The 24,430-nt window shown below is 69.7% G+C and carries 19 protein-coding genes, 1 tRNA gene and 1 riboswitch; of the genes, 12 read left to right on the plus strand and 8 right to left on the minus strand.

Going from position 1 to position 24,430, the window contains the following annotated elements:
* Positions 1 to 21 precede the first annotated feature (21 nt).
* Both K336_RS14235 and K336_RS14240 read right to left on the minus strand, forming a co-directional pair.
* Positions 22 to 960 (minus strand): hypothetical protein, encoded by a 939-nt coding sequence (locus K336_RS14235; RefSeq protein ID WP_051245376.1) that lies wholly within the window; start codon positions 958 to 960, stop codon positions 22 to 24.
* Complete coding sequence (locus tag K336_RS14240) at positions 947 to 2,215, minus strand: coiled-coil domain-containing protein (RefSeq protein ID WP_043150214.1); 1,269 nt, start codon at positions 2,213 to 2,215, stop codon at positions 947 to 949. The genes K336_RS14235 and K336_RS14240 overlap by 14 nt, the downstream gene beginning before the upstream one ends.
* Positions 2,216 to 2,705: 490 nt before the next feature.
* Positions 2,706 to 2,882, plus strand: a riboswitch (cobalamin riboswitch).
* A gap of 56 nt (positions 2,883 to 2,938) precedes the next feature.
* Between K336_RS14240 and K336_RS19895 the strand changes: the two genes are divergently transcribed.
* From K336_RS19895 to K336_RS0103945, 5 genes are all read left to right on the plus strand, one after another.
* Positions 2,939 to 3,976 carry an ABC transporter substrate-binding protein gene (locus K336_RS19895; protein WP_043150215.1) on the plus strand — a complete coding sequence of 346 codons (1,038 nt, stop codon included), beginning with the start codon at positions 2,939 to 2,941 and terminating at the stop codon, positions 3,974 to 3,976.
* 121 nt (positions 3,977 to 4,097) lie between these two features.
* Positions 4,098 to 5,129 carry an ABC transporter substrate-binding protein gene (locus tag K336_RS0103930; RefSeq protein ID WP_028706342.1) on the plus strand — a complete coding sequence of 344 codons (1,032 nt, stop codon included), beginning with the start codon at positions 4,098 to 4,100 and terminating at the stop codon, positions 5,127 to 5,129.
* Entirely contained in the window at positions 5,126 to 6,166 is a 1,041-nt protein-coding gene (locus tag K336_RS0103935; protein ID WP_081660558.1) for a FecCD family ABC transporter permease, read from the plus strand. The genes K336_RS0103930 and K336_RS0103935 overlap by 4 nt, the downstream gene beginning before the upstream one ends.
* Positions 6,163 to 6,996, plus strand: coding sequence for an ABC transporter ATP-binding protein (locus K336_RS14245; protein ID WP_021796598.1), 834 nt, complete (start codon positions 6,163 to 6,165; stop codon positions 6,994 to 6,996). Before K336_RS0103935 ends, K336_RS14245 begins: the two co-directional genes overlap by 4 nt.
* A gap of 173 nt (positions 6,997 to 7,169) precedes the next feature.
* Complete coding sequence (locus K336_RS0103945) at positions 7,170 to 7,664, plus strand: hypothetical protein (protein WP_028706344.1); 495 nt, start codon at positions 7,170 to 7,172, stop codon at positions 7,662 to 7,664.
* A gap of 226 nt (positions 7,665 to 7,890) precedes the next feature.
* Here the strand turns inward: K336_RS0103945 and K336_RS0103950 are convergent, their stop codons facing one another.
* A complete protein-coding gene (locus K336_RS0103950) occupies positions 7,891 to 9,297 on the minus strand; it encodes an aminotransferase-like domain-containing protein (protein ID WP_021796599.1) in 1,407 nt (468 codons plus the stop codon).
* Positions 9,298 to 9,419: 122 nt separating this feature from the next.
* Here K336_RS0103950 and K336_RS0103955 point away from each other — a divergent pair, with 122 nt between their 5' ends.
* The gene (locus K336_RS0103955) at positions 9,420 to 10,652 is read left to right on the plus strand and encodes a Tm-1-like ATP-binding domain-containing protein (RefSeq protein WP_028706346.1); all 1,233 of its coding nucleotides are present in this window, start codon (positions 9,420 to 9,422) and stop codon (positions 10,650 to 10,652) included.
* A 9-nt stretch (positions 10,653 to 10,661) separates the two neighbouring features.
* Positions 10,662 to 11,498 (plus strand): phosphoenolpyruvate hydrolase family protein, encoded by an 837-nt coding sequence (locus K336_RS0103960; RefSeq protein ID WP_021796592.1) that lies wholly within the window; start codon positions 10,662 to 10,664, stop codon positions 11,496 to 11,498.
* Between the two features lie 120 nt (positions 11,499 to 11,618).
* Here K336_RS0103960 and K336_RS0103965 read toward each other — a convergent pair whose 3' ends face one another.
* Positions 11,619 to 13,145 carry a hypothetical protein gene (locus K336_RS0103965; RefSeq protein ID WP_028706348.1) on the minus strand — a complete coding sequence of 509 codons (1,527 nt, stop codon included), beginning with the start codon at positions 13,143 to 13,145 and terminating at the stop codon, positions 11,619 to 11,621.
* A gap of 692 nt (positions 13,146 to 13,837) precedes the next feature.
* Here K336_RS0103965 and K336_RS14250 point away from each other — a divergent pair.
* On the plus strand, positions 13,838 to 14,392 hold the full coding sequence (locus K336_RS14250) for a Panacea domain-containing protein (protein WP_123826133.1): 555 nt from the start codon (positions 13,838 to 13,840) through the stop codon (positions 14,390 to 14,392).
* Positions 14,389 to 14,772, plus strand: coding sequence for a type II toxin-antitoxin system death-on-curing family toxin (locus K336_RS14255; RefSeq protein ID WP_021796595.1), 384 nt, complete (start codon positions 14,389 to 14,391; stop codon positions 14,770 to 14,772). The genes K336_RS14250 and K336_RS14255 overlap by 4 nt, the downstream gene beginning before the upstream one ends.
* A gap of 161 nt (positions 14,773 to 14,933) precedes the next feature.
* Here the strand turns inward: K336_RS14255 and K336_RS19260 are convergent, their stop codons facing one another.
* The 4 genes from K336_RS19260 to K336_RS0104000 all read right to left on the minus strand — a co-directional run bounded on the left by K336_RS19260 (position 14,934) and on the right by K336_RS0104000 (position 21,410).
* Positions 14,934 to 16,091, minus strand: a complete 1,158-nt coding sequence (locus K336_RS19260; protein ID WP_211223435.1) for a type ISP restriction/modification enzyme — start codon at positions 16,089 to 16,091, stop codon at positions 14,934 to 14,936.
* Positions 16,064 to 19,726: a restriction endonuclease gene (locus K336_RS14265; RefSeq protein WP_043150220.1), complete on the minus strand. Its 3,663-nt coding sequence runs from the start codon at positions 19,724 to 19,726 to the stop codon at positions 16,064 to 16,066. The genes K336_RS19260 and K336_RS14265 overlap by 28 nt, the downstream gene beginning before the upstream one ends.
* A gap of 332 nt (positions 19,727 to 20,058) precedes the next feature.
* Positions 20,059 to 20,733, minus strand: a complete 675-nt coding sequence (locus K336_RS0103985) for a hypothetical protein (protein ID WP_028706349.1) — start codon at positions 20,731 to 20,733, stop codon at positions 20,059 to 20,061.
* A 593-nt stretch (positions 20,734 to 21,326) separates the two neighbouring features.
* Positions 21,327 to 21,410: transfer RNA gene (locus tag K336_RS0104000), tRNA-Leu, on the minus strand.
* Between the two features lie 423 nt (positions 21,411 to 21,833).
* Here K336_RS0104000 and K336_RS0104005 point away from each other — a divergent pair.
* From K336_RS0104005 to K336_RS0104015, 3 genes are all read left to right on the plus strand, one after another.
* Complete coding sequence (locus K336_RS0104005; RefSeq protein WP_211223432.1) at positions 21,834 to 22,430, plus strand: hypothetical protein; 597 nt, start codon at positions 21,834 to 21,836, stop codon at positions 22,428 to 22,430.
* Positions 22,427 to 23,944 (plus strand): glycosyltransferase family 2 protein, encoded by a 1,518-nt coding sequence (locus K336_RS14275; protein WP_051245377.1) that lies wholly within the window; start codon positions 22,427 to 22,429, stop codon positions 23,942 to 23,944. Before K336_RS0104005 ends, K336_RS14275 begins: the two co-directional genes overlap by 4 nt.
* Positions 23,937 to 24,430, plus strand: a 494-nt coding sequence (locus K336_RS0104015) for a hypothetical protein (RefSeq protein ID WP_028706351.1), incomplete at its 3' end; no start/stop codon positions are given. The genes K336_RS14275 and K336_RS0104015, both read left to right, overlap by 8 nt.

A 24,430-nucleotide genomic window follows, 5' to 3' on the forward strand; every position in this document is an offset into this window, starting at 1 on the left:
TCCGCACGGCGCGGGCGGGGCCTACCCGAGGGAGGCGGCCAGCCGGTCGAGCACGGCCGTGGCCGCCTCGAAGCCGTCGGCGTCCTGGGCCGCCATGGCGACGAGCACCCGCTGGCCCGCCGGGTTCGTGTACCAGCCGAGCTGGCGCGCCATGTAGCCCCCGGCGGGCGAGGGGCCCCAGCCGCTCTTGTGGACGGCGCCGGGGCGCGAGCCGATGCCCCAGGCCTGGGCGGGATCGACCCGGCCCATGTCGGCGATCACCTCGTCCGCCCCGTCGAGGCAGGGCAGCTGGGAGAGGAAGCCGACCTGGGCGTCGGTCGTCCACTGGGTCTGCCCGAAGATCGAGAAGCCGGCGGCGAGCTGCTCGGCCGGAACCGTCGTCGTCCCGTCCCCCGCCCGGCGCAGCACCTGCGTGACGGCATCGGCCCGTTCCGCGTCCGTGCCGCCCAGGGACATCCACAGGGCGTCGGCTGCGCTGTTGTCGGACTCCTCGAGGGCCAGGGCGACCGAGTCGGCCTGCGCCTCGCCCTGGCCGGAGTCGATGACCGCCAGGGCGAGCGGGATCTTCGAGGTGCTCCAGGCCGGCAGGTCCTCGAGGGCGCCGGCGGTCCGGATGCCCCCGTCGGGGGCGTACCAGCTCATCCGCACCGCCGCGCCCGAGGCCTCCGCCGCCTCGACGACCGCCCGGATGCCGGCCTCGTCCCCGTCCGGGGGGCCGAGCCCGCCGGTGTCGCAGCCCTGCGGCAGGGACGCGCCCGCCGCGTCGGACCACGCCCCGGACGGCGTCGCCGCCGTCGAGGACGCGGGGGTGCTCGTCGCGGGCGCTGCGGCGCAGCCGCACAGGCAGACGGCGGTGAACGCCGCGGCGAGACGGCCGCCGAGCGTCCTCGCGCGGCCTGCGGCGCGGTTCGACGAGCCGTGCCCGCGCGGGAGGCCCGCCGAAGGCTCAGGCGGTCGCATTCGGCAGCCAGACGCTGGACCAGCCGATGAGCGGTTCGCCCCAGCCCGCCGACGGTGTGTCGAGCGAGATCATCCCGACGCCGCCGTTCGCCGCGCCGTTGGAGTAGATCATGCCGTTGCCGGCGTACATGGCCACGTGGCCGTAGGGATTGCCGGCGGGCGTGCCGTCGTACCAGACGAGGGCGCCCACGGGGATGTTCGAGGTGTCGTGCTGCATCTGCCCGGCCGCCTCGATGGTGGCCGCGGCGTCGGTGGCCGAGTTCACCCCGGAGCTGGTGTAGCCGTAGAAGGCGGCGACGAGGGCCAGGCACATGTTCCCGTAGTACATGTTCCCCTCGAGCGACCGGGCCGTGGACACGGCCTCGTCGACGCTGTACGGAGCGATCTGCCCGGGCGCGATGTTCGCCGTGAGCCAACTGGCCCCCGCCTCGACGCTGGACCGGGCGGCCGCTGCGGCGGAGGCGGCGGCAGCGGCGGCGGCCTCCTCGTCGCGGGCCTGGATCCGCGCGGCCAGGTCGCCCGCCCGGCCCTTCAGCGTCTCGTCGTCGGACACCGCCTGGTCGACGAGCTCCTGGGCCGTGGCCAGGGCGGCCTGGTTCGCGTCGACCCTCGTCTGGACGGTCGCCGCGGCGTCGGCGGCGGTCCGGGCGGCGGTCCGGGCGGCGTCGAGCTGTCCGACCGCGTTGTCGCGGGCGGTCTGGGCGTCGTTCTCGGCCGTCACCAGCGCGTCCCGCTTGGTCTGGAGCTCGTCGAGGGCGTCCTGGTAGGCGTTCACCTTGGTCTCGGTGGCCGAGAAGGACTGGTTGGCCCACTGGACGCGGTTGCTGATCCGGTTGGTCGATCCGTCGCCGATGAGCAGGGCGATGCTCGTGAGCCCGGTGCTCTGCTGGGCGGCCTGGCTGGCGACCATGCCGACCTCCTGCTTGGCCGTGTCGACCCGCGTCTGGGCGGCATCGACCTCGCTCTGCGCGGCCTGCCGGTTGTCCTGGGCCGTGGTGAGGGCGGCCGATGCGGCGTCGGCGGCGCTCTGGGCGTCCTGCTGGGCCCGGTTCGCGGCGTCGGCGGCCTGCTGGGCGCCGGCCAGCTCGTCGCGGGAGGCCGTGAGGGCGCTCATCGCCGCGTCGAGGGCTGCGTAGCCGTCGGACACGGCGCCGGACGAACCGGCGATCTGGTCCTGGAGCGCGGCGTACTGGTCATCGAGGTCGTCGGCGCGGGCGCTCGCGGCTCCCTGGGCCAGGAGCAGGGCGGACGCCACCGCGACGGACAGCGCGACTCGTGCGGGACGCCACCGGCGGTGCCCGGCACGAGAAGCCGTTTTCGAGTAAAGGGGAAGGTCCCGATTCACGGTTCTCTGCTTTCTGTTGTTCGTGGGAGCGCGCCCGGCCCGGTCGGGCCTGCGGCGCGCTCTCGCGGTCGCGACGGTCACGCGTCACCCGCGCCCACGGGCGCGGAGAGTGGAGCGGCGCGACGAGCGCCTCAGGATCACGATAACTGCCGAGGCCACGAAGGGGAAGCGGTCCGCGCCGGGCGCGGCGCATCCGGAGGGCGCGCCCTCCGGATGCGGGCGGCGTCGGAGCCCGGGTTGCGCCGCCCGTGCTGTCGGCGGGACGCGCCGTCGAGTCCCTGCGCGTCGTTGAGTCTCCCGATGGCGGTGCAGCCGCTCGGTGCTCGGGACGCATCGTACTGAGTCGTCGTCGGTGCTGGCGGGCCGCTGCCCCCTGCTCGTCCTGACGACGGCAATGGGATATGGTGCTCGCGTCATCGAGTGCTCGCAGGAGCAGGGAATCCGGTGCGAGGCCGGAACTGACGCGCAGCGGTATGGGTGACGCCGGATCGACGATCCACTGGGCACCACGGCCTGGGAAGGACGATCCCGGCGGGCGAGCCCGAGTCCGAAGACCGATCGGTGACGCGTCCCGAGGACGGGGCGCAGGCAGCGGGTGCCGCGCATGCACCCCGACCTCGAAGGAGAACCGCCATGGGGCGGACCATTCCCCCTGCCATCCGCATCGGTACGGTCATCGGCTGCTGCGCGCTCGTCGCAGCGGGCTGCTCGTCGGGCTCGGCGGGCGCCGGATCCTCGTCCGCCCCGGCCCCGGTCCAGGCCGGCTTCCCGCTGACGATGACCCGCTGCGGCCAGGAGCTCCACTTCGACGCGCCTCCCCAACGCGCGGTGACGATCAACCAGGCCTCCACCGAGATCCAGCTCGCCCTCGGGGCCGGCCCGCAGATGGTCGGCACAGCCGCCTGGTCCGACCAGGTGCTCGACGAGTACGCCGACGAGAACTCCTCGATCGAGCAGCTCGCCATGAACTACCCGTCGCTCGAAACGGTGCTCGACAAGAACCCCGACCTGGTCACCGCGGCCTTCGAGTACACCTTCACCGACGAGGGCGTCGCCCCGCAGTCGAAGTTCGCCGAGCTCGGCATCCCGGCGTACCTGCCCGAGTACGAGTGCACGATCGTCGACAACAACACGACCGGCCGGCGCCTGACGATGGACGACATCCACCAGGAGATCCGCGACCTGGCCGCCATCCACGGCGTACCAGAGCGCGGCGACGAGCTCGTCGGCGAGCTCCGGGCCCGCATGGACGCGGCCGCGAGGACGGCCTCGGATGCCGGCTCCCGGGGCAGGACCGTCTTCTACTGGTACTCCTCCAACGAGGCCCCCTACAGCGCGGGCGGCATCGGGGCCCCGCAGATCGCCGCCGACACCGTCGGAGCCACGAACATCTACGCCGACTCCGACGAGGAATGGCCGCAGGTGAACTGGGAGGACGTCGCGGCCAAGAACCCCGACGTCCTCGTCCTCGGCGACCTCAAGCGCGCCATGCAGTCCGGGGACACCGCCGACGACAAGATCGCCCACCTCGAGTCCAACCCGGTCACGGCCCAGATGGACGCGGTGCGCAACAGGCGCTACGTCATCGTCCCCGGCTCCTCGCTCGACCCGTCGATGCGCACCGTCGACCTCGCCGAGGCCCTGGCCGGGGCCCTCGCCGAATCCGGCTGACCCGCACCCATCTGCACCATCGCCGCCCGCGCCCGCCCGGCTCCGCGAGCGCGCGACCGGGACGCCGCCCGTGCCACGGCGTCCCCCGTCCACCGGGCCATCGCAAGGAGGAACGAACATCATGCGCATCCGCACCCCGCTCATCGGCCTGGCCGCCGCCTCGCTGCTGCTCGTCGGCTGCTCGGGCAATGCCGGCGACTCGTCCACGCAGTCCGGCTCGGCCGCGGGCGGCTTCCCGCTGACCATCACCAACTGCGGCCACGAGCTGCACTTCGACAAGGCCCCCGAGCGCACCGTCTCGCTGAACCAGTCGTCCACCGAGATCCAGCTCTCCCTCGGCGTCGCCGACACGATGGTCGGCACCGCCACGTGGACCGATCCGGTGCTGAGCAGTCTCGAGGCCGAGAACGACGAGGTCCCGCGTCTGGCCGACAACAACGCCTCGTTCGAGACGGTCCTCGCGGCGAGCCCCGACTTCGTCTCGGCGTCGTTCCCCAACACGCTCGACGACACCGGCTCGGGCTCCTACGCCAGCTACGCCAACCTCGGCGTGCCCGCCTATCTCGCCCCGAACCAGTGCGAGAAAGGCGACAGCGGGGACGGCGACTCCGAGAGGTCCGAGGTGCTCGCGATGGACGACATCTACCAGGAGATCGACGACCTGGCCGCCATCCACGGCGTGCCCGACAAGGGCAACGAGCTGGTCGACTCGCTGCGGGGCCGCCTCGACGCCGCCGTCTCCGGCGCGAACGTCGACGGCGGCGAGGTGAGCGCCGCCTTCTGGTTCGCCAACTCCGAGTCCCCGTACGTCGCCGGAGGCACCGGCGCCTCGCAGATGATCTCCAACGACCTCAAGGTGACGAACGTCTACTCCGACGACGCCAAGGAGTGGCCGCAGGTCAGCTGGGAGGACCTGGCCGCCAAGAATCCCGACGTCCTCGTCCTCGGCGACCTCACCCGCAAGTCGCAGACCGCCGAGACGGCGCAGGCCAAGATCGACTACCTCAGGTCCAACCCGGTCACGGCCCAGATGGGCGCGGTGCGCAACGACCGCTTCATCATCGTCGCCGGCGGCGACATGAACCCGTCGATCCGCACCGTCGACCTGGCCGAGAAGATCGGCGCCGGTCTGAAGCAGTACGGGCTGCGATGAGCCCGCGGCCCATGGCGCGCTCCGGGCGGTTCAACGCCGGGCTCGTCACCGCCGTCGGCGTCGTCCTCCTCGCAGTGTCGGTGGTGACGGCCATCACCTTCGGCCCCGCCGACCTCGGTGTCGGCCAGGTGTGGTCGGTGCTGGCCAGCAGGCTGCACCTGGCCGGCGATCCGGGCCTCACGACGCTCCAGGTGGCGATGGTCTGGCAGCTGCGCCTGCCGCGCGTCCTGCTGGCCGCCGCCTGCGGCGCCTCGCTGAGCATCTGCGGGGTCATCATGCAGTCGCTGCTGCGCAACCCGCTGGCCGAGCCCTATCTGCTGGGCGTCTCCTCGGGAGCCTCGACCGGTGCGGTCCTCGTCCTCGTGCTGGGCGTCGGCTCGGCCCTCGGCCTGTCGGGCGGCGCCTTCGTCGGCGCCCTCGGCGCGTTCGCGATCATGCTCGCCCTGGCCGGACTGGCCGGCGGGACGACCGACAAGATCGTGCTGGCCGGCGTGGCCGTCACGCAGGGCTTCTCGGCGCTCACCTCGTTCATCATCATGGTCGGGGCCGACGCGAACACGACGCGCGGCGTCCTGTACTGGCTCATGGGCTCCCTGGCCAGCGCCTCCTGGACCGACGTGGCGCAGACGGCGGCGGGCTTCGCCGTCATCATGGTGCTGGCCCTGGGCATGGCCGGTTCGCTCGACGCCTTCACCTTCGGCGAGCGCCAGGCGGCCTCGCTGGGGGTGGCGGTGCGGCGCACCCGGGTGACGCTGCTCGTGCTCACCGCCCTGCTCACCGCGGTCGTCGTGGCCTCCAGCGGGGCCATCGGCTTCGTCGGCCTGGTGCTGCCGCACATGGCGCGCATGCTCGTCGGCTCGCGGCACCGCGGGGTGCTGCCGGTCTCGGCGGTGCTCGGCGCGATCTTCCTGCTGTGGGCCGACACGATCGCCCGCTCGGCGTTCGCCCCGCTGGAGGTGCCGGTCGGCGTCATCACGGCGATGGTCGGCGTGCCCGTGTTCGCCGTGCTGCTGTCGAGGAGGAGGGGTTCCCGATGAGGCTCGAGGCGAAGGGCGTCGGCTGGTCGGCGGGCGGCACGGTCATCATCGACGGCATCGACGTGACCGCCGTCCCCGGCCACGTGCTGGGGCTGCTGGGGCCCAACGGCGCCGGGAAGTCGACGCTCATGAACGTCCTGGCGAGGCTCGTCGCGCCCGACCACGGCGAGTTGAGCCTCGACGGGCGCGACTACTCGCAGTGGGGCCGCCGCGAGATGGCCCGCACCCTCGTGGCCGTGCAGCAGCAGGCCACGACCGAGCAGGACGTGATCGTCGAGGACGTCATCGACCTGGGGCGCATCCCGCACCGCGGCCGCTGGTCCGGCATCAGCCGGCACGACCGCGGGGTCGTTCGACGCGCCGCGCGGCAGACGGGCGTCGAGCAGCTGCTGCAGCGCCACTGGCAGTCCCTGTCGGGCGGCGAGCAGCAGCGCGTGCAGATCGCCCGGGCCTTCGCGCAGGAGGGCCGCATCATGCTGCTCGACGAGCCGACGAACCACCTCGACATCGCCCACCAGCTCGACATGCTCGACCGGGTGCGGGCGACGGGGCTGACCGTCGTCGTCGCCCTGCACGACCTCAACCTGGCGGCCGCCTACTGCGACGAGGTGCTCGTGCTCCAGGACGGGCGGGCCGTGCACTACGGGCCGCCTGCGCGGGTGCTGACGGCCGAGGTGGTACGCGAGGTCTACAGGGTCGAGGTGCGAGTGCTCCACCCCGACCCGGACGGGCCGCCGCTGTTCCAGTATCTGCGCTCGGACATCGCCGCGGCGGGGGAGGACGCGGGCGGGGGGACCGGACCGGATCCCGGTGGGGACGGTGGCGGGTGAGGCAGGGCGGTCGCCGGGGCCGGGAGGAACGGCGGAGGCGCCGAGGGCCGTGCAAGACTGTTCCGCAGGATTCGAGGGCGATGGCCGTCGTCCGAGGCGAAGAGTGCTGCATGACCCCCGGAGGGAGTTGAAGAGTGGAACGAGCAGGGGAGAGGAGAAGGGGATGGGCGCCTGTGCTCCTTGCGGCCGGACTGGTGATTGTTGCCATCGCGATTCTCGCGTCCGTCTCTGATCCGGGAGACAGGTATACGTTCTTATTTTTCTTGCTCCATGCGCTCGGAGTGCTCCTCGTCATCGTCGCTGCGGTTGTCGCCATCATTTCCGGTGGTGCGGCCGTGCGGGCTCGCAGAAGGGTCGTGCTGAGCGCCGGTGCAACCCTGATGACCATCCATCTGCTGGGGAGCACGGCATTCTGGTGGGCGCTCGGTGGGCATTACGGTCTCATCCGGTTGAAGTATGACGACGATTGGATCATCGGAAGCAGCATCACCGAGGTCGAAGAAAGGTACGGCGAAGCAGAGGAGTGCGGCGGCCATGGCTACTGCTACCCTCTTTATGAGGACGAAGCGGCAATCATGCCCTCGCATCTTGCTGTGCGCTATGCCATGTTCACGGACGAAGGCGGCGTGGTGACAGAGGTCGATGACCACTATTGCCCGGGGGGATGATTCGCCCATGCGGGGATGGAATTCCATGCCGGCACTGGGAGGGCCGTGCGGGAACGGCTGGCCGGCTGGTGGGCCGGCGCGCGTGGAGCGGTGGCTCCGTCGTGCGGTGGTTCCGTCGTGGGGTCCGGACTCCCGCACGTCATGCGAGGCTTGTTCACGGCATCCATGGGGCGCTCCCGACCAGGGGCGGCACCCTTGATCGGATTCGGGTCCTTGTGAACGGACCTCATCGGCGCCGGTCGGTGGTCAGCCCGGCGATGGTCGCCAGCGCCCTGTCGAGGGTCGTGCGGTCGCGGGCCACGGGGAGCCGCAAATGCGTCCGGTGGGATCCGTGGGCCGAGAAGTTCGGTCCGGCCGAGATGAGGAGACCAGCCTGTTTCGCCCGTTCGGCGAGGGCCGCGGCGTCCTCGCCGGTGTCGATCCACAGAGCCGCGCCGCCGTCGACGGGCGGCCACGTCCAGCGGGGGAGGTGCTCGTGGAGGAGCCCCTCGGCAATGGATCTGGCGACGGAGAGCATCGCTGCGCGTTCGCGCCGCGCCTCGTCCGCGCGTTCGAGCAGGCGGACGGCGATCAACTGGTCGATGACCGAGGTGCTCAGGTCGACGGCCTTGCGCGCCTCGAGAAGGGTCCGCACCCGGGAGCGGGACGTCCTGATCCACCCCACGCGGATTCCGCCCCAGAAGAGCTTCGACAGGCTCCCGATCGAGACGAGCCGGTCGTCCGGGAGGAGCCCCGCAAGCGTCCGCCCGGGGCGGCCCTCGAGGGTGAGGTCGTAGGAGCAGCAGTCCTCGACGGCGAGGGTGCGGCCGCCGGCGAGCGCCGAGGCGAGCCGGCGGCGCCTGGCCGGGTCCGTCGCGAGGCCGGTGGGGTTGTGGACGCCGGTCTGGAGATAGGCCAGCACCGGCCTCTTCGCCAGGGCCTGCTCGAGGAGGGGCAGGTTGATGCCGTGCCGCTCGAAGGGCACGCTCCTCATCCGGGCCCCTCTCGTCCGGAGGGTCTCCAGCGCGCCGCGATAGCTGGGATCCTCGACGACCACCTCGTCCCCGGCGGTCAGATAGGTGCCGAACACCAGGGACGTCGCGTGCTGGGCGCCGCTGGTCACCACGATCTGGTCCGGCGCCGTCGCCACCCCGTCGCGGCTCAGCCGCTCCGCGATGGCCGTCCGCAGGGCGGGCAGCCCCGCCGGGAAGTAGCCGTTGGTGGGCAGATAGTCGTGGAGGGCGTCGAAGCGGATCTGCCCCATCACCTCACGGGCCACCGCGGAGGCCGGGAGGGCGCCGCTCGACAGGTCGATCCGCCGGCGGGACTCGTCCGAGAAGGAGAACAGGCGCCCGGTCAGGTTCGCGCCCGGGGCGCTCGGCTCGGCGCGCACCCTCGAACCCGATCCCGTCCGGGTCAGCAGTCGTCCCCGCTGTTCGAGGAGCCCGTAGGCGCTCGTGACGGTGCCGCGAGCGATGCCCAGCTGCCGGGCGAGCTCGCGCTGGGCGGGCAGGGCCGTGCCCGCCGGGATCATGTTCGCGTCGATGAGTTCGGCGATCCCGTCCGCGAGCGCCGAGGACAGGGGGCCCCTGCCGTCCTGCCATGGCCCCAGCATCGCCGACAGCTCCGCGGCGGTGCGACTGATGACTGCCATGGGTCAAGTCTTCTCCCCGCCGCGATCCGCGAACGGACCAATTGCTCCCAACCGGCCCATCGCCGTGACGGCCTCCGCCCCTAGAGTCGTGGGCATGGTGCGGATCACGAAGGAGTGAGAGCATGGCGGTTGTCCTGCTTGTGGGCACGCTCGACACCAAGGCCGAGGAGTACGCCTGGCTGCGTGAACGGTTGCGCGAGCACGGCGTCGGGACGTGCATGATGGACGTGGGCTCCTTCTCGAGGAGTCCGATGGCCGATGTCACCTCGGACGAGGTGATCGTGGCGGCCGGGGAGGACCCCGAGGAGTTGAGGGCGGCCCGCGACCGCGGACGGTCGATGGCGACGATGTCGCGCGGGGCGGCGGTCCTCGCCCGCGCGATGGCCGGGGAGGGACGCATCCAGGGTCTGCTCGGGGTGGGCGGCTCCGGTGGCAGCTCGGTCGTCGGGGCCGTGATGCAGGCGCTGCCGATCGGTCTGCCCAAACTGCTCGTCTCGACGATGGCGTCGGGGGACGTGAGGCCCTACGTCGGCGACGTGGACGCGACGATCATGTACTCGGTGGTGGACATCGCCGGCGTCAACGACGTCTCGGCGCCGATCCTCGGCAATGCGTGCGCCGGCATCGCCGCGATGGCCCGGGCCTGCGAGAGGCGCCGGAGCGAACCCGTTGACGCCGACCGGCCGCCGGTCGTGGCCATCACGATGTTCGGGCTCACCACGCCCGCCGCGGACGAGGCCCGCGAGCGCCTGAACGAGCTGGGCTACGAGGTCCTCGTCTTCCACGCCACCGGCGCCGGCGGGCGCGCCATGGAGAGGCTCGTCGAGTCCGGTCTCGTGACGGGCGTCCTCGACCTCACGACCACGGAGCTCGCGGACGAGCTCGTCGGGGGCGTGCTCAGCGCCGGCCCCCACCGGCTGGAGAGGGCGGGGGCCCTGGGCGTCCCACAGGTCGTGAGCCTCGGGGCCCTGGACATGGTCAACTTCGGACCGAGGAGCACCGTTCCCGAGAGGTTCGGCGGCCGGACCTTCCTCGTCCACAACCCGACGGTCACTCTCATGCGGACCACGCCGGACGAGATGGCCGAGCTGGGGCGCCGGATCGCCCACAAGCTCGCCGCGTCGAACGGCCCGGTCCGGCTGCACATTCCGCTGCGGGGCCTCTCCGGCATCGACGTCGAGGGCGGCCCCTTCCGCGACGAGGGCGCGGACGAGCGGCTCTTCGACGCCCTGCGCGAGGGGCTGGCGGGCAGCGACGTCGTCGTGGTCGAGAAGGACCAGACGATCAACGACCCGGGTTTCGGCCGTGACATGGCCGAGGCCCTCGATGAACTCATCAAGAACTCCGAGCACTGAGGAGGAACAATGTCGTCACGTCACGAGATCCTGGATGGTTTCCGTCGTCAGGTCGCCGAGGGCAGGCCCGTCATCGGCGGTGGTGCGGGCACCGGCATCTCCGCGAAGTCCGCCGAGGCCGGCGGCATCGACCTGCTCATCATCTACAACTCGGGGCGCTTCCGCATGGCCGGTCGCGGCTCCCTGTCCGGGCTGCTCGCCTACGGCGACGCCAATGCCATCGTCATGGAGATGGCCAACGAGGTCCTGCCCGTGGTCAAGCGCACCCCGGTGCTGGCCGGCGTCAACGGCACCGATCCATTCCGCGTCATGCCCCACTTCCTCAGGCAGGTCAAGGAGATCGGCTTCGCCGGCGTGCAGAACTTCCCGACCGTCGGGCTCATCGACGGGGTCTTCCGTGCGAACCTCGAGGAGACCGGCATGGGCTACGGCCACGAGGTCGACATGATCCGCATGGCCCACGAGCTCGACCTCATCACCTCGCCCTACGTCTTCGACGAGGAGCAGGCCGCCGACATGGCCCGGGCGGGCGCCGACATCCTCGTGCCCCACATGGGCCTGACCACCTCGGGCACGATCGGCGCGAAGACGGCCATCACCCTCGAGGAGGCGGCAGTGAAGGTCCAGACCCTGGCCGACGCCGCGCGCAGGGTCAACCCCGACATCCTCTGCCTGTGCCACGGCGGGCCCATCGCGAACCCCGAGGACGCCCAGTACGTCCTCGACCACACCGAGGGCATCACCGGATTCTACGGGGCCAGCTCGGTGGAGCGCTTCCCCACCGAGACCGGCATCAAGGAGCAGACCGAGAGGTTCAAGGCGATCACCTTCACGAAGCAGGGGTGACGGCCGGCGGACCGGGGCGGCGGGGGCGGGCCGGGCTCGTCCCCGCCGCTGTTCGTCGGTCCTCATCCCCGACGCCCGGCGGTTCCGAGGCACGAGGATCAGGGTTCATCGGGGCCGTGCTCAGGCGGCCCGGTCCCCCAGTCTCCTGCGCTCGGTCTCGACCGTCTGTTCGTTCAATGTGCGCTGGTCCATGAGGAAGCGTCTCCTGCGCTCGGCCTCCTTCGTGGGAAGGAGATGCTGGAATGCAGCGGCGAACACGGTCTGGAGGATTGTCAGGGTGATGAACGAGATGAGGAACCAGTGGGCATGCCCGGTGAGTGCTATGGGTAAGCACAGGGTGAAAGATGACAGGACAGAGGACGAGACAGCTGGCAAGAACATCACAGCCCAACGGGGCGGCTTGTCGTCGTACATCTTGGTGAACCACCGTGCTCGTGCCAAGTTTCTCGTGGAGTAGGCGAGAAAGAACAGCATGATACCCAGAGAAATTAGGGGTAAAGCCATGGTCAGTTTCACCGAATGCCTGATCGCATGAGTGCAAACAAAGGCGAAGCAGAGGATGACAACAGTAACGGCGGCGAAGATGACCAGGAATCCCACGCTGAGTGCCTGATGGAACAGGTGCTCGAGCTTCTCCAAGAATGATCGATGCACCGGTTCACTCGATGTCGACTGGTCCTCGGAGAGCAGCGCATCGATTCTCCCGATGGTCTTCTCGGCCTTGTGAAGGTTCCGACGCCGCTCGTCGACAACGATGTTGGTCAGGGTCGGCGGAAGGAGGGCGAACAGGATGATCATGACGCTGGAGATGACGCCGTAGATTGAGACCCCGACCTCCGTTGAGGATGAATGAGGCATCGAGAGGATGGACAGGGTGGCCACAGTGAAACTGGCGATGTGGATCGCCCTGTTCAGGAAGAGCTGGCGGCCGCGGTCCTCGAGGGACGCCGATCGCCCGTCTCCGGTGAGAATCGGTATGGAGAACAATCCGATGACCAGTGTCATCATCGGAAGCGTCAGGGGGGTGAGATCGCCGAGGAATCCCGCTATTCGCGCCCAAGTTTGCGCGAAGCCAGCCACTGTGAACGGGGCAGGTGGTCCCGCGATCCAGTGGACGAGCATGGTGACAGCGAATCCGGCGGTCAGGATGATGGCTGCGTACAGGACATAAATTATCGTCAAGTCGTGCAGGATGCGGTAGGCGCCAGAGCCCTGAGCTGCCGCTGACGGGGACGGGTCTTCAGACGACGGGTCTCCGGTGCTCCGTCGGTCCCGATGAACGAAATGTCTCAGCACGATGGGTTCCGCCGAGTTCCCGTGGAGCTCACGTAATGCCTGGTTCGCGCAACGAAGGTCTGAGTCGACCGAACTGGTACTGTCCGCGGGAAGCTCAACTCGTGCCAGGGCCGAGGTCATGCACGCCACCCTCTGGGAGGCCAGAGCGCGAAGTCTCTTGTCCGGCGCTTCACGGTGCGGGAGTGCCTGGATCCTCCACAGGAGGACGCGGACCGCGCTCGCGGTGCTCATCGGGTGCTGGCAGTCGGGCCTCCCCGCTTGGTCGAGACATGTCATCGCCTCGGCGACTTCTGGTGAACTCATGTCACGGACGATCTGTCTCCACTGCCGGTTCAAGGTTGCGTTCATCATGCGTCGGTCTGGCCCCTCCCCTCAGGCCCATGCAGTTCTGCATCGTGGAAGGTCATCATGTTGCCGGGGTTCCAGCTGGCATGACCCTCATCATGCAGCCTGCGTGGGCCCGCGCCTTGGAGTCGCAGCAGAGGCCCGGGAGAACTGGGGGTGCCCCTCGCCTGTCAGCATCCCTTCAGCCCTTGGAACCGATGCAATGGGTGGCTCATGCTCGTTCACAGCAGAGGGCATCTGCGCTCTGGTCGGTCAGGGACGTATGCAGAACGGTTGCCGTCACCGGGGTTCGCAAGGACGCCGGACCCAGACCTGGTGCGGAGGCGACGTGGGGGAACGGGCGTGCGAGGGTTCTCCGGGCCAGGATCACTGCTGGGGAGCTGGCCGCTCTGAGCGCGGCTGCTGGCCGCCGAGGGCTGCCGGTGCTCACCCTGGCCAAAGGCAAGATGATCCTGCGTGGGCGGTGTCGGGCTCCGGCTCGGAGCCGGTGATCGTCCGGAGGCGTGCCGATCTGGTGACGCCGGCGGCGGTGACTCGTGGTTCGGGTCCAAGAGGCACCGTGAGCGCTGGGCCGTACGATGTGCGGGTCGCTCTCACTCTGTTGCTCAGGACGCTGAAGGACGTTGTCGAAGAGTGAGGACTCACGGAATGTGGGTCGTCTGCGCTAGCGTTGAAGCGATCACGGGGAGGTGGACGAGATGCGAGAGTCAACTGTTGACCGCGCGATGGCCGCTGCGCAGACCATCAATGCCCTGAGCCGGGTGTTCGGCGAGATGCAGGCCCAGAAGCTCGTCTACTACGCCCAGGCGTGGTCCTTGGTGTGGGACGGTCGTCCGCTCTTCTCCAACCGGATCGAGGCGTGGCAGATGGGTCCTGTGGTCCCCTCCCTGCGTCATGCTCTTCATGTGATCCAGCAGGCGCCTCCTGCCGGAGTGTTCACCGCCTCTGAGGAGGCCACTCTCGACGCAGTGACCGGCTACTACGGTGCCATGGGCGGCAGCGCGTTGGGCGAGCTGACCCATCGCGAAGGGCCGTGGCGCGAGGTGTGGGGCGACAGACCACGAGACGCTCAGTGCAGCGACCCGATCCCCCTCGACGCGATGCGCAGGTTCTACACGCGCATGGCCCTGCGGGGGGAGGGGCCGCGACGCCCCATGACGCCCACGGTGGAGGCCTCTGATGGGGCGATTGAGCGGATCGCCGCTGACACCTCGCGCCGCTGGGCCAAGACGCTGGCCATCCTCGGCTCGTGACCGTCGAGATCACTTGGGAGCAGTGTCAACGGATCTACTCCCAGCAGGTGCACGCAGGGCTGCTCCTTGATGAAGGGAAACTTCGGGGCGCCCTGTGTGCACCATTTCTCGGATTCGACGGCCATGAGGCCCATCCGACGCTGCCCGGCAAGGCCGCGAAGCTCATCGCGGCCGTCGCGACAGCTCACGCCTACCGTGACGGCAACAAGCGGCTCGCCTGGCACCTCGGCGTCGCCTTCTTGGAACTGAATGGGCTCTTGGTCGTTGCCGAACAGGAGGACGCCGCGAACGCCGTCCTGATGGTCGTCATGAACGTGTGGCGGAACGAGGAACTCGCTGAATGGCTCATCGAGCACACCGAGATGATCCGAGCCGAGTAGCTGCGGGCTGCACTCCTGCTGACTTGTCGATGTCTTGAGACTTGTTCACGGCATCCTCGGATGACGCTCTGACCAGGGGCGGGGACCGTGGTCTGACCTCTATCCTCTATGAATGAGCCTTCTTCTTGTGCGGCGCAGGAATGGGACGGGACCAGAGCGGATCACAGCGGAAGTTCGGGAAGTGAGCGGATGATCCTCATCGTCTCGACGGAGACGCGGGTGACGCGCTTGACGAGGTCGATGATGTAGCGGGGGTCGTCGTGCTCACGGCACCAGTCGTTCGGATCGTTGACGATGCCCGAGTCCTTGTCGGTTCTCACTCGGTAGCGGTCGATGAGCCACTCGAGGCCAGAGCGAGAGCCGAGCATGTACTCGTTCGCCTCGGCCGGGATGTCGCTGAGGGTGAGATGGGTGTTGTAGACGATGGCCTTCTTCGTCTGCTTGTCCTGCCATCTCATCTTCTGCACCCGGTAAAGATCCCCGTCATCGACCCCGAACGGATGAGTCGACTCGTGCAGCGGGTAGGGGTCGACAGACTCGTAGTTCATGTGCAGATCGGCGAGCCGTCTGCCGGTCTCGGCGAAGGTGCCGAAGTCATTCCTGCTGGCAGCAAGCGGGATCCGAGGAAGCATCCGCTTCAGGTCGGCGGCGAAGGTGTTGCGGTACTGCGGCGAGTGCAGCACTGCGTAGACATAATAAAAAATGTCGTCCTTGCTCACTTGGGGTCCGAAGGCCGATTGATAGATGGCGAGAATCTCATCGGTGATGTTGTCGACGCGGCGGTAGCCGTTGATGACGGGCCCCTCGACCGGCGGAAGGAAGAGGGCGGTGTCATCCTCGACCTTCTCATAGGTCCAGCGGGGGAAGAACTGAGCCGTGTATGTGTAGGTTGCAACATCCGGGAGAGAATCTTGCATCAAAACAGCGAAACTCGCATGAGGGTGAGGTGCAATTACTCCGAACCCGTAATTCTCATGCGCTGGTGTGGGGAAGATCTCCTCGAGCCGGTAGACCATGTCGTTGAACGGTCGGTCGAAGTATCCGTACTGCGCCGTGAAGGGGCGGTACGAGGCCCGGTAGATGCGCTCCGGTCTGAACTCATGACGTCGTCCTCGTGCGGCGTCGTTGATGAGACCGCGGCTCCAGCTGATCCTCGTGGGGTCCTTGTCCAGACGATCCTCGTCGCCCTCGCAGGTCAGCGCCTCGCTGTTGTACGCGGAGATCATCGCGCGCATGGTGCGTTCGAGTTTCGTGCGGCTGAAGTTGTAGCACCAGGCGTCACGATTGGTCTTCAGTCCTGCTGAGAATAGACGAAATATCGGTGGTTGTGATTCATTTTATTCTTGTTGCCGATGGGCGGGAAGGCGTCGAAGTTCTCGCTGCGCTGGTTGATCCAGTCGCCGGCCTCGTTCGGCGTGATCTCCCGCCAGGGCACCGTGCTCAATCGTGCGTCGTCGATGCCGGTCAGCTTCTCCTCCCGGCTCTGGTAGTCGGGCACGGCCCAGTAGTGCAGCCGGCAGCCCGAGGCCGCGGGATCCTTGGCGGCGATGAGCACGGCGACGCCGGTCCTGGCGCCCGAACCGAAGACCTTTCCTCCCTCGCGGCGGGAGGTCTCGCCTGCGGTGCGTTGATTGCCTCGTAGGTTGTAGACCCAGATGTGGCTGAACTCGTCGGTGAAGCACCTTCGGATTCCGTCGGCGGTGTTGCCGTCCACCCAGCCGTTGTTCGAGACGAAGGCCAAGACACCCTGCCCGCCGAGCCGGTCGCTGGCCCAGCGGAAGGCCCGGATGTAGGAGTCGTAGAGGCTGTTCTTGTTCGTGGCCGTCGACCGGGCCGCGTAGCTGTCGGCGATCCTGCCGTCCAGTGTCGGGTAGCGCAGGTTCGCATTGTCGTCGTTGGCGCTCGACTGGCCCGCCGAGTACGGCGGGTTCCCGACGATCACCTTGATCGGCGTGCGCAGCTGGGCCTCGATGCGCTCGTTGTTCACCGGGATGAGCGAGCTGTCGGCCCGGTCGCCGTCCTCGGTGATCTGGAAGGTGTCGGCGAGCGTCGCGCCGGGGAACGGCACGTAGGGGGCCTGCTCATCGGGGCCGAGCCCGCGCTGACGGATCGCCTGATAGGTCGTCTCGATGTTCACGCAGGCGATGTAGTAGGCCAGCAGCATGATCTCGTTGGCCCACAACTCGTGCGCGTACTTCCTCGCCAGATCGGCCGGGGCGATGATGCCCGACTGCAGCAGCCGCACGATGAAGGTCCCCGTGCCGGTGAACGGGTCGAGCACGTGCACGCCCTCGTCGCTGATGCCGTAGCCGAACTCGTTGCGGCAGACCTCGTCTGCGGCGCGCAGGATGAAGTCGACGATCTCCACAGGCGTGTAGACCACCCCGAAGGAGCCGGCCTGCTTCGGGAAGGCCTTCTTGAAGAAGTCCTCGTAGAGCCGGTGGATGATCGTCTGGCGCCCCTTGGGCGTCGTGATGCCGGCGGCCCTGGCCCGCACGGAGTCGTAGAAACCGGCCAGGTCGGCCGTCTCGGCCTCCAGCCCCTGCCCGGCCAGCGCGTCGACCATCGTCTGCATCGAGACGGAGACCGGATTGTGCTCGACGAACGAGCCGGCGGGGAAGAGGGCCTCGAAGACCGGCCGGGTGATGAGGTGCTGGCTCAGCATGTCGATCGCGTCGGCCTCGCCGATCGACTCGTTGAGGTTCGCGCGCAGGCCCTCGAGGAACTCCTCGAAACGACCCGCCGGCGGGCCGCCGTCCCGCCGGGCCGTGGCGAGGATCGCGCCGATGCGGCTGATCTGGTTCGTGTGGATGTGCACGACGTCGTCGGCCCAGTTGTCCCAGTAGTCGCGCTCGCCGACGTTCCTGACGATGCGGGCGAGGATCGCATTCCTCATCTCAAGGGCGAACAGGGGCGCCTGGGCCGCCAGTGCCGTCCTGGTCGCGGCAGCGCCCTCGCCGTCCTCGTCGCTGCCGGTTCCCACGGCGTCGAAGACCCCGATGCCGATCCTGCCCTTGGTGGAGCCGTCGAGGTCGATGGAGTTGATCATCGCGTTGAAGCGGTCGTCGTGGGCGCGCAGCGCGTTGAGCACGTCCCAGACCACCTTGAACCGCTTGTTGCTGCGCATCGCCTCCTCCGGTGACTCGTTCGCGTCGATGGCGACCGGCAGGATGATGTAGCCGTAGTCCTTGCCCCTGGCCCTGCGCATGACGCGCCCGACCGACTGCACGACGTCCACCAGCGAATTGCGCGGCGACAGGAAGAGCACGGCGTCGAGGGCCGGCACGTCGACGCCCTCCGACAGGCACCGCGCGTTCGACAGGACGCGGCACTCGTTCTCGGGCACGGGCGCCTTGAGCCAGGCGAGCTGCTCCGAGCGGGCCAACGCGTTCATCGTGCCGTCGACGTGACGGCACGCCACCTCCAGATCGGGGGTGCGCTGATCGGCGATGAGACTGTCGACGACATCGGGGACGGCCCGGGCGAAGGCCTTCGAGGCCTTGATGTTCTGCGCGAAGGCGACCGCCCGCCTCATCGGTGCAGGGTCCGGGCCGAAGTCCATGTCGGTGGTGCGCTTGGCCAGACCGTTCCAGCAGCCGACGATCCTCGCCGCGTCGTCGAGGGTGATCTCGTGCTCCTCGTTGGCCAGGGAGCCCTGCAAGGGCCCGGCGACGGCATCGTTCGCGACGCACAGGATCATCACCTTGTAGTCGGCGAGCAGATCCCGCTCGACCGCTTCGCCGAAACCGAGCCGGTGGAGCTCGGGACCGAAGATGGTCTCGTCATCCATCGAGGCGATGAGGGCGGACCGGTCCTCGGCCTTCCGCTTGGCCTCCTCGCCGTAGATGCGCGGGGTCGCCGTCATGTAGAGGCGCTTGTCGGCGGGGAGATAGGAGTCGTCGTGCACCTTGACGAAGGCCGACTCGTCACCCGCGCCCGGCAGCGTGACGCCCGTCGTGCGGTGCGCCTCGTCGCACAGGATGAGGTCGAACCGCTCACCCGAGGACCGCTGGGCCCGGGCGACGACGTCGATCGACTGGTAGGTCGAGAAGACGACCACCATCTGGCGGCCCCTGCGGCCGATCCCGCTCATCTGGGCGGCCAGCCGCCCGGCGTCGGTGGTGGGCAGCGGGATGTCGTGGACGGCGATGTCCTCGGCCTGCTTCGAGGCCTTCGTGTCCGAGCACACGACGAACGGGCGGATGAGCGTCTGGGACTGGGCCATCCACTCGCGCAGCGTCTGCGAGACCAGGGAGATCGACGGCGCCAGGAAGAGGACCGTGAGGCGGCCGCCGTTCTCGGCGCAGCGCTGCTCGGCGAGCTTGAGCGAGGTGAAGGTCTTGCCCGTGCCGCATGCCGAGATCCACTTGCCCCGGTCGTGCGTGCGGAAGCCCTCCTGGATCCTGGCGATGGCCTCCTTCTGGTGGGGGCGCAGGCTGTGGCGCACGGCCTTGCGGGGCTCGAAGCGCACCTCGACGTCGTCGTGGCGCATCCAGTCGATGGGGGACTCGGCGATGTCCGCCAGCCCGATGCGCTGCACCGGCACCGTCTGGTTCTCCAGGGCCCGCTCGGCGTGGCTCGACCAGCGGTCCGTCGTGGAGATGATGATGCGGTTGTCGAACGCGATGCTGTCCCAGGCCCTGCCCGAGGCGGTGAAGAAGGAGTCGATGTCGGCCTTCTGCAGGGAGTACCTCGGGTCGTAGAACTTGCACTGGATGGCCGTCCACCGGCCCGTCTGCGCGTTGCGTGCCACCAGATCGATGCCCGAGTCATGGGTGTGCTCGTTGTGCGACCAGTCGGGCCACGCCTGCACCTCGTCGTACTCGCTCGACAGGGTCGGATCGAGGCGGAACCAGGCGGCCATCAGCTGCTCGAACCGCGTGCCCCGCTCGGCGGTCGAGCCCCGGCCGCGGAAGTCCTCGATGACCTGATGGATCGTCGTCCTCGTCGCCACAGCAGCCCTCCGGTGTCCCTCGTACTGGGGAAACAGTAGCGGCAGGGAGGACCGGACGCGGCTGCGGACCGCGCGTGGTGAGCGGTCGGATGGTCAGGACGCCGCCACGCGATCGCGGACGGAGCAGGGCGGGGCTCACGGTGAGGTGGGCCGGGGCGCACGACGAGGATGCCGAGGGCTGGGACGGGGGCTTGCAGCGATGCGGGGACCGGCGCCGCGGCGCGGAGCCCACCGTCGGGCCCACCACCGGGCGGTCCTCCGGCGGGCGCCCGCCTCGTCGCAACGCCCGTGGGCCGGGGCGCGCGGGACGGTGGACGCGCGGGCCCGGCGCGTCACCCCATCGCGGCGGCCTGGGCCGTCGTCGCGGCCGAGCGGGCGCCCTGGGGCAGCGAGCGGATCTCACGCGTCCAGGCGCTGCTCGTGAGGGAGCCGGCCGACTGGATGTACCACGGCTGACCGAACCACGGCCGCGGGTCCTGGTCGATGCCGTACACGTAGGTCTCCCAGCAGGGCCAGTAGCCGCGCTCCGCCGACGCGTACTTCGGGCTCCTCGACACGTGGACCTTCTCGCCGATGCAGCAGGCGACGACCTGCTTGTTCTGCACCACGGCCACGGGCGTCACCGCGCCGTTCGGGGCGATGTCGGGGAAGGTCATCTGGTCGATCTGCTCGAGCCTGCCCCGGGTGCTCTGGCGGACGTAGAGCGCCACGGTCGACCTCGTCACGGACACGTGCCAGGGAGTGGCCTGCCCGAGACGGGTCTTCGTCAGGGGCCCCGCGTGCCAGGGGACGAGGGTCACGCTCGACCAGGGGCGGTCGTGCCCGGCCAGCTCGTCGAACGCCACGGAGCACCCCATGGCCATGACGGGCTGGTCTGCGGCGGCCGTGAAATAGGCCGCGTTCGTGCTGTAGGGGCCCGAGACCATGCCCGGCCCCCACTTCGGTGCCACTTCGTACCTGTCGGCGCCGTACAGGTCCATCGTCATCGGATCGGGCTGCTTCGGCATCGGAGTCCTCCTCGGTGGTCGTCGCATGCGATCAGCGTGTGTGCGATTCGGCTTGTGGATGCAGGAATGTCTCTCATCCTGGCGTGCATCCCGACGTGCTGTCGACCCCCGGCGGGCCTCCGCCGGGGACCGAGACGCGGCGGGAGTCAGGGGGCGATGGGATGCCGACCGGGCCCGCCCCGGAGCCCGCGGACGTCATTGCCGGGGGCGAACCGCTGCCCGTGGCGCCCGGCGCCGTCGGGCCCTGTGCGGGGGCTCCGTCCTCGCCTCGAGAAACCGCCGCGTGCCGCACCGACTGGCCATGATCCGGCCGTACCCCGACGGGATGGTCCTGTTCCTCGCCGTCCGGCCGGCGCGGAACAGGACCATGGGTGGGGATCCGGGCGGGACGGCGGGTCTCATTCGGGTTGCCAGGGGGTGAAGACGGGTTGAACATGCTCGGGGAGCATGGTCGGTGCAGGCCGCCCGGAATCATCCCCGGTGCGGTGGGCGCGACGCGAGGTTCGTCGGGAACGGCGCCATCAGCGCCGTAGGATTCGCCCGAGAACGGCGGAACCCCTGGTCAACCGGGATTGACCAGGGGTTCTGCGTTGTGCGCGAGAGAGGAGTTGAACCTCCACGCCCTTGTCGGGCACTGGCACCTGAAGCCAGCGCGTCTGCCATTCCGCCACTCGCGCAGCGCCGCCGTCGGCGGCTCGGAAACCATAGCACAGCGACGCGGGCGCCCGGCAATCCATCCGGGGCGGCGGCCGGCGTCCCGAGCGGCCTCGATCGCCGACGGCCGGCGCGCGATCCCGCTCGTCCGCCGTCGCCGAACGGCGCCCCGAGGGGCCCGCACCCCTGAGGCGCGGGGCGCTCCCTCCTTCCTCGACGGCGGAGAAGGCGATGGACGACCGCACCCCTGAGACGCGGGGCGCTCCCGGGTCGGGGACCGGCCCGGGTCCAGGGGCGAAGAACCAGGTCATCCACAGGTGGATCACAGTCGGGCACCTTGCTAGCGTGAAAAAATGGCCTTGTCACTTGGGGTTTCGCGGTGGTCTCGCGGGCCCTGCCCCGAGGGCGCCCCACCCCCCGGCCGGGCGTCGGAGAGGAGAAGTGCGGTGAACACCCCATCCCCGGTCCCGGTGCCCGTCCCACATCTTCCTGTCACTGTTCACCATGCGCTCGTGTTCGTCGCGGTCGTCTGCGCCTGGATCGCGGTGCCGCGTCCCACGGCGCCTCCGGGCGCCTGGATGTGGGACGTCGGCGGTCTCGTCATGGCGGTCTCCCTCGTGCTCGCCCGTCGCCGCCAGCCCCGCATCGACGACCGCGACCTCGACCGGATCCTCGGCTCCGGCGGCCTGCTCACCGCGGCATGGATCGTCGTCGAGTGGGATGTGAGCGGCCACCCGTTCGCCTCCGGCGCGGCGGCCACCGCCCTCGCCCTCGGCTGCATGTTCTGGACGCTCGGCACCCGCGAGACCTGCTGGGCCCTGCCCGCCGCACCGGCGCCGCTCCTCGGCGCCGTCCCGGCCCTGGGCTCGGTGCCGGCGGGCACCGTCGGACTCGTCCTGTGCCTGCTCGTCGCGGCCGTCACGCTCATCCGCCGGGGACCGGCGCCGCAGGAGCAGCTCGACCCGATCCACTCGCTCCGGCTCATCGTCCCCGCCCTCGCCGCTCTCGCGGTGCTCCTGCTGGCCCGGGGGTGGTTCCGGTGAGTCCCGACGTCGCCCATGGGAAACGGCTCCTCACGCCGCCGCCCGTCGCGCAACTGCGTGAGGACCCCGACCAGCTGATCGAGCTGGCCTGCCACGGCCTGGCCACGGCGGCCCCCGAGTACTCCGCCTGGGGCGTCTTCGTGCCCTGGCAGCGCGTGACGCTCATCGTCCTCGCCATCGCGGCGCTCGCCGGCCTGCTGGTGGCCCCCGCCGCGACGTGCATCGTCATCATCGCGGTGGTGACCATCGCCTACGCGGTGGCGCTCGGCTACCGGTTCGTCCTGTTCCGATACGGGGCCCGGGGCGACCGGATGGTCACGGTGAGCGACGAGGAGGCCCACTCGGTTCCCGACGACCAGCTGCCCGTCTACACCGTGCTCGTGCCGGTGTTCCACGAGCCGCTGCTCGGTGAGCTCGTCGAGCGCCTCGAGGGCCTCGACTACCCCCGTCACCTCCTGGACATCCGTCTTCTGCTCGAGGACGACGACGACGAGACGGTCACCGCGGCGCGGAGTCTCGCCCCCCGCGAGCACCTCACCGTCGTCCGCGTCCCGCCGATGAAGCCCCGCACGAAGCCGAAGGCGTGCAACTACGGCTTCCTCGCCGCCGACAGCGGCATGTGCACGATCTTCGACGCCGAGGACGCTCCCGACCCGCTGCAGCTGCGGCGGGCCGTCGTCGCCATGCGGCGCCTCGGCCCGCAGTACGCCTGCATCCAGGCGCGGTTGGGCTTCTACAACGCCTCGCAGAACCTCCTCACCCGCTGGTTCACCCTCGACTACGGCTCCTGGTTCGGGAACATGCTCTCCGGGCTCGTCTCCCTCGGCGCGCCCCTCCCGCTCGGGGGCACTTCGAACCATTTCCGCTCCGACGTGCTGCGCGGGGTCGGCGCGTGGGATCCGTGGAACGTCACGGAGGACGCCGACCTCGGGCTGCGTCTGCACCGTGCGGGCTACAAGGTGGGTGTCCTCGACTCCACCACCCTCGAGGAGGCCAACTCCGACGGCATCAACTGGGTGAGGCAGCGCAGCCGCTGGTACAAGGGCTACATCCAGACCTTCCTCGTCCACGTCCGTCGGCCGCGCCTCGTGGCCGGCCAGCTGGGGCTGCGCGGTGTGGCCGGTCTGCTCGTCTTCATCGCCGGGACGCCGCTGCTGTCGGCCTTCAACGGCTTCTTCTGGGCGCTCACCGCCATGTGGTTCACCTCGCGCGACCCGGCCGTCGCCGCGCTCTTCCCGTCGGCGGTCTACTACCTCGGCATGGTCTGCCTCGTACTGGGCAATCTCGCAGTCCTCTACATGGGCGTGTTCACGGCGCGCCAGATGGAGCGGCCCGATCTGCTCGGGGCGGCGCTCCTCATGCCGCTGTACTGGGGGCTCATGTGGCTGGCGGCTCTCAAGGCCGTGATCCAGCTCGTCACGAAGCCGTCCTACTGGGAGAAGACCGCGCACGGCCTCGACCAGCAGCAGACGGTGGACGAGCAGTCCGCGGTCGAGGGGGACCCCGATGAGTGACACGGGCGGTGCGGCGCTCGTCCCCGCCTCCGGGGCTCCCGCCGAGGCGCCCGCGACGGCGCCTGCCGGGGCCGTCGTCGACGGGGGCGGGCGCCGCGCCGGGGGCCGGGCGGGGGCGGCCGCGTTCGTCTGCTACCTCGCGGTGGCCCTGTGGCTCAGCGCCCACGACCTCGTCTTCCCCGACGCGATGAGCCGGGTCGCGAACGGCTACTACGTCCTGTTCAGCCGGGATCCGCACCTGGCCGCCATCGGCTTCGTGTGGAACCCGCTGCCCTCGCTCGCCGCCATTCCGCTGCTCCTCGCCACGCCGCTGTGCCCCGCGCTGGCGTCCAGGGCGCTGGCCGGGTGCCTCGTCTCGGCGCTGTGCGGGGCCTGCTCGGTGGCGCTCATGCACCGGCTGCTGGGCCGGCTGGGCGCCGGCCCGGCGATGCGCCTCGTGCTCACCGCCGTCTTCGCCCTCCACCCGCTCGTCCTGCTCGGCTCGGC

This window comes from Propionibacterium acidifaciens DSM 21887, from assembly GCF_000426605.1.
In the GTDB taxonomy this organism is placed as follows: Bacteria; Actinomycetota; Actinomycetes; order Propionibacteriales; family Propionibacteriaceae; genus Propionibacterium; species Propionibacterium acidifaciens.

Coding starts and splice junctions, on each gene's coding strand:
- K336_RS0103960 (WP_021796592.1), top strand. CDS start 10,662: ATGTCGTCACGTCACGAGATCCTGGATGGTTTCCGTCGTCAGGTCGCC.
- K336_RS0103950 (WP_021796599.1), bottom strand. CDS start 9,297: ATGGCAGTCATCAGTCGCACCGCCGCGGAGCTGTCGGCGATGCTGGGG.
- K336_RS14250 (WP_123826133.1), top strand. CDS start 13,838: ATGCGAGAGTCAACTGTTGACCGCGCGATGGCCGCTGCGCAGACCATC.
- K336_RS0103985 (WP_028706349.1), bottom strand. CDS start 20,733: ATGCCGAAGCAGCCCGATCCGATGACGATGGACCTGTACGGCGCCGAC.
- K336_RS0103965 (WP_028706348.1), bottom strand. CDS start 13,145: ATGATGAACGCAACCTTGAACCGGCAGTGGAGACAGATCGTCCGTGAC.
- K336_RS19895 (WP_043150215.1), top strand. CDS start 2,939: ATGGGGCGGACCATTCCCCCTGCCATCCGCATCGGTACGGTCATCGGC.
- K336_RS0103935 (WP_081660558.1), top strand. CDS start 5,126: ATGAGCCCGCGGCCCATGGCGCGCTCCGGGCGGTTCAACGCCGGGCTC.
- K336_RS0103930 (WP_028706342.1), top strand. CDS start 4,098: ATGCGCATCCGCACCCCGCTCATCGGCCTGGCCGCCGCCTCGCTGCTG.
- K336_RS14235 (WP_051245376.1), bottom strand. CDS start 960: ATGCGACCGCCTGAGCCTTCGGCGGGCCTCCCGCGCGGGCACGGCTCG.
- K336_RS14245 (WP_021796598.1), top strand. CDS start 6,163: ATGAGGCTCGAGGCGAAGGGCGTCGGCTGGTCGGCGGGCGGCACGGTC.
- K336_RS0103955 (WP_028706346.1), top strand. CDS start 9,420: ATGGCGGTTGTCCTGCTTGTGGGCACGCTCGACACCAAGGCCGAGGAG.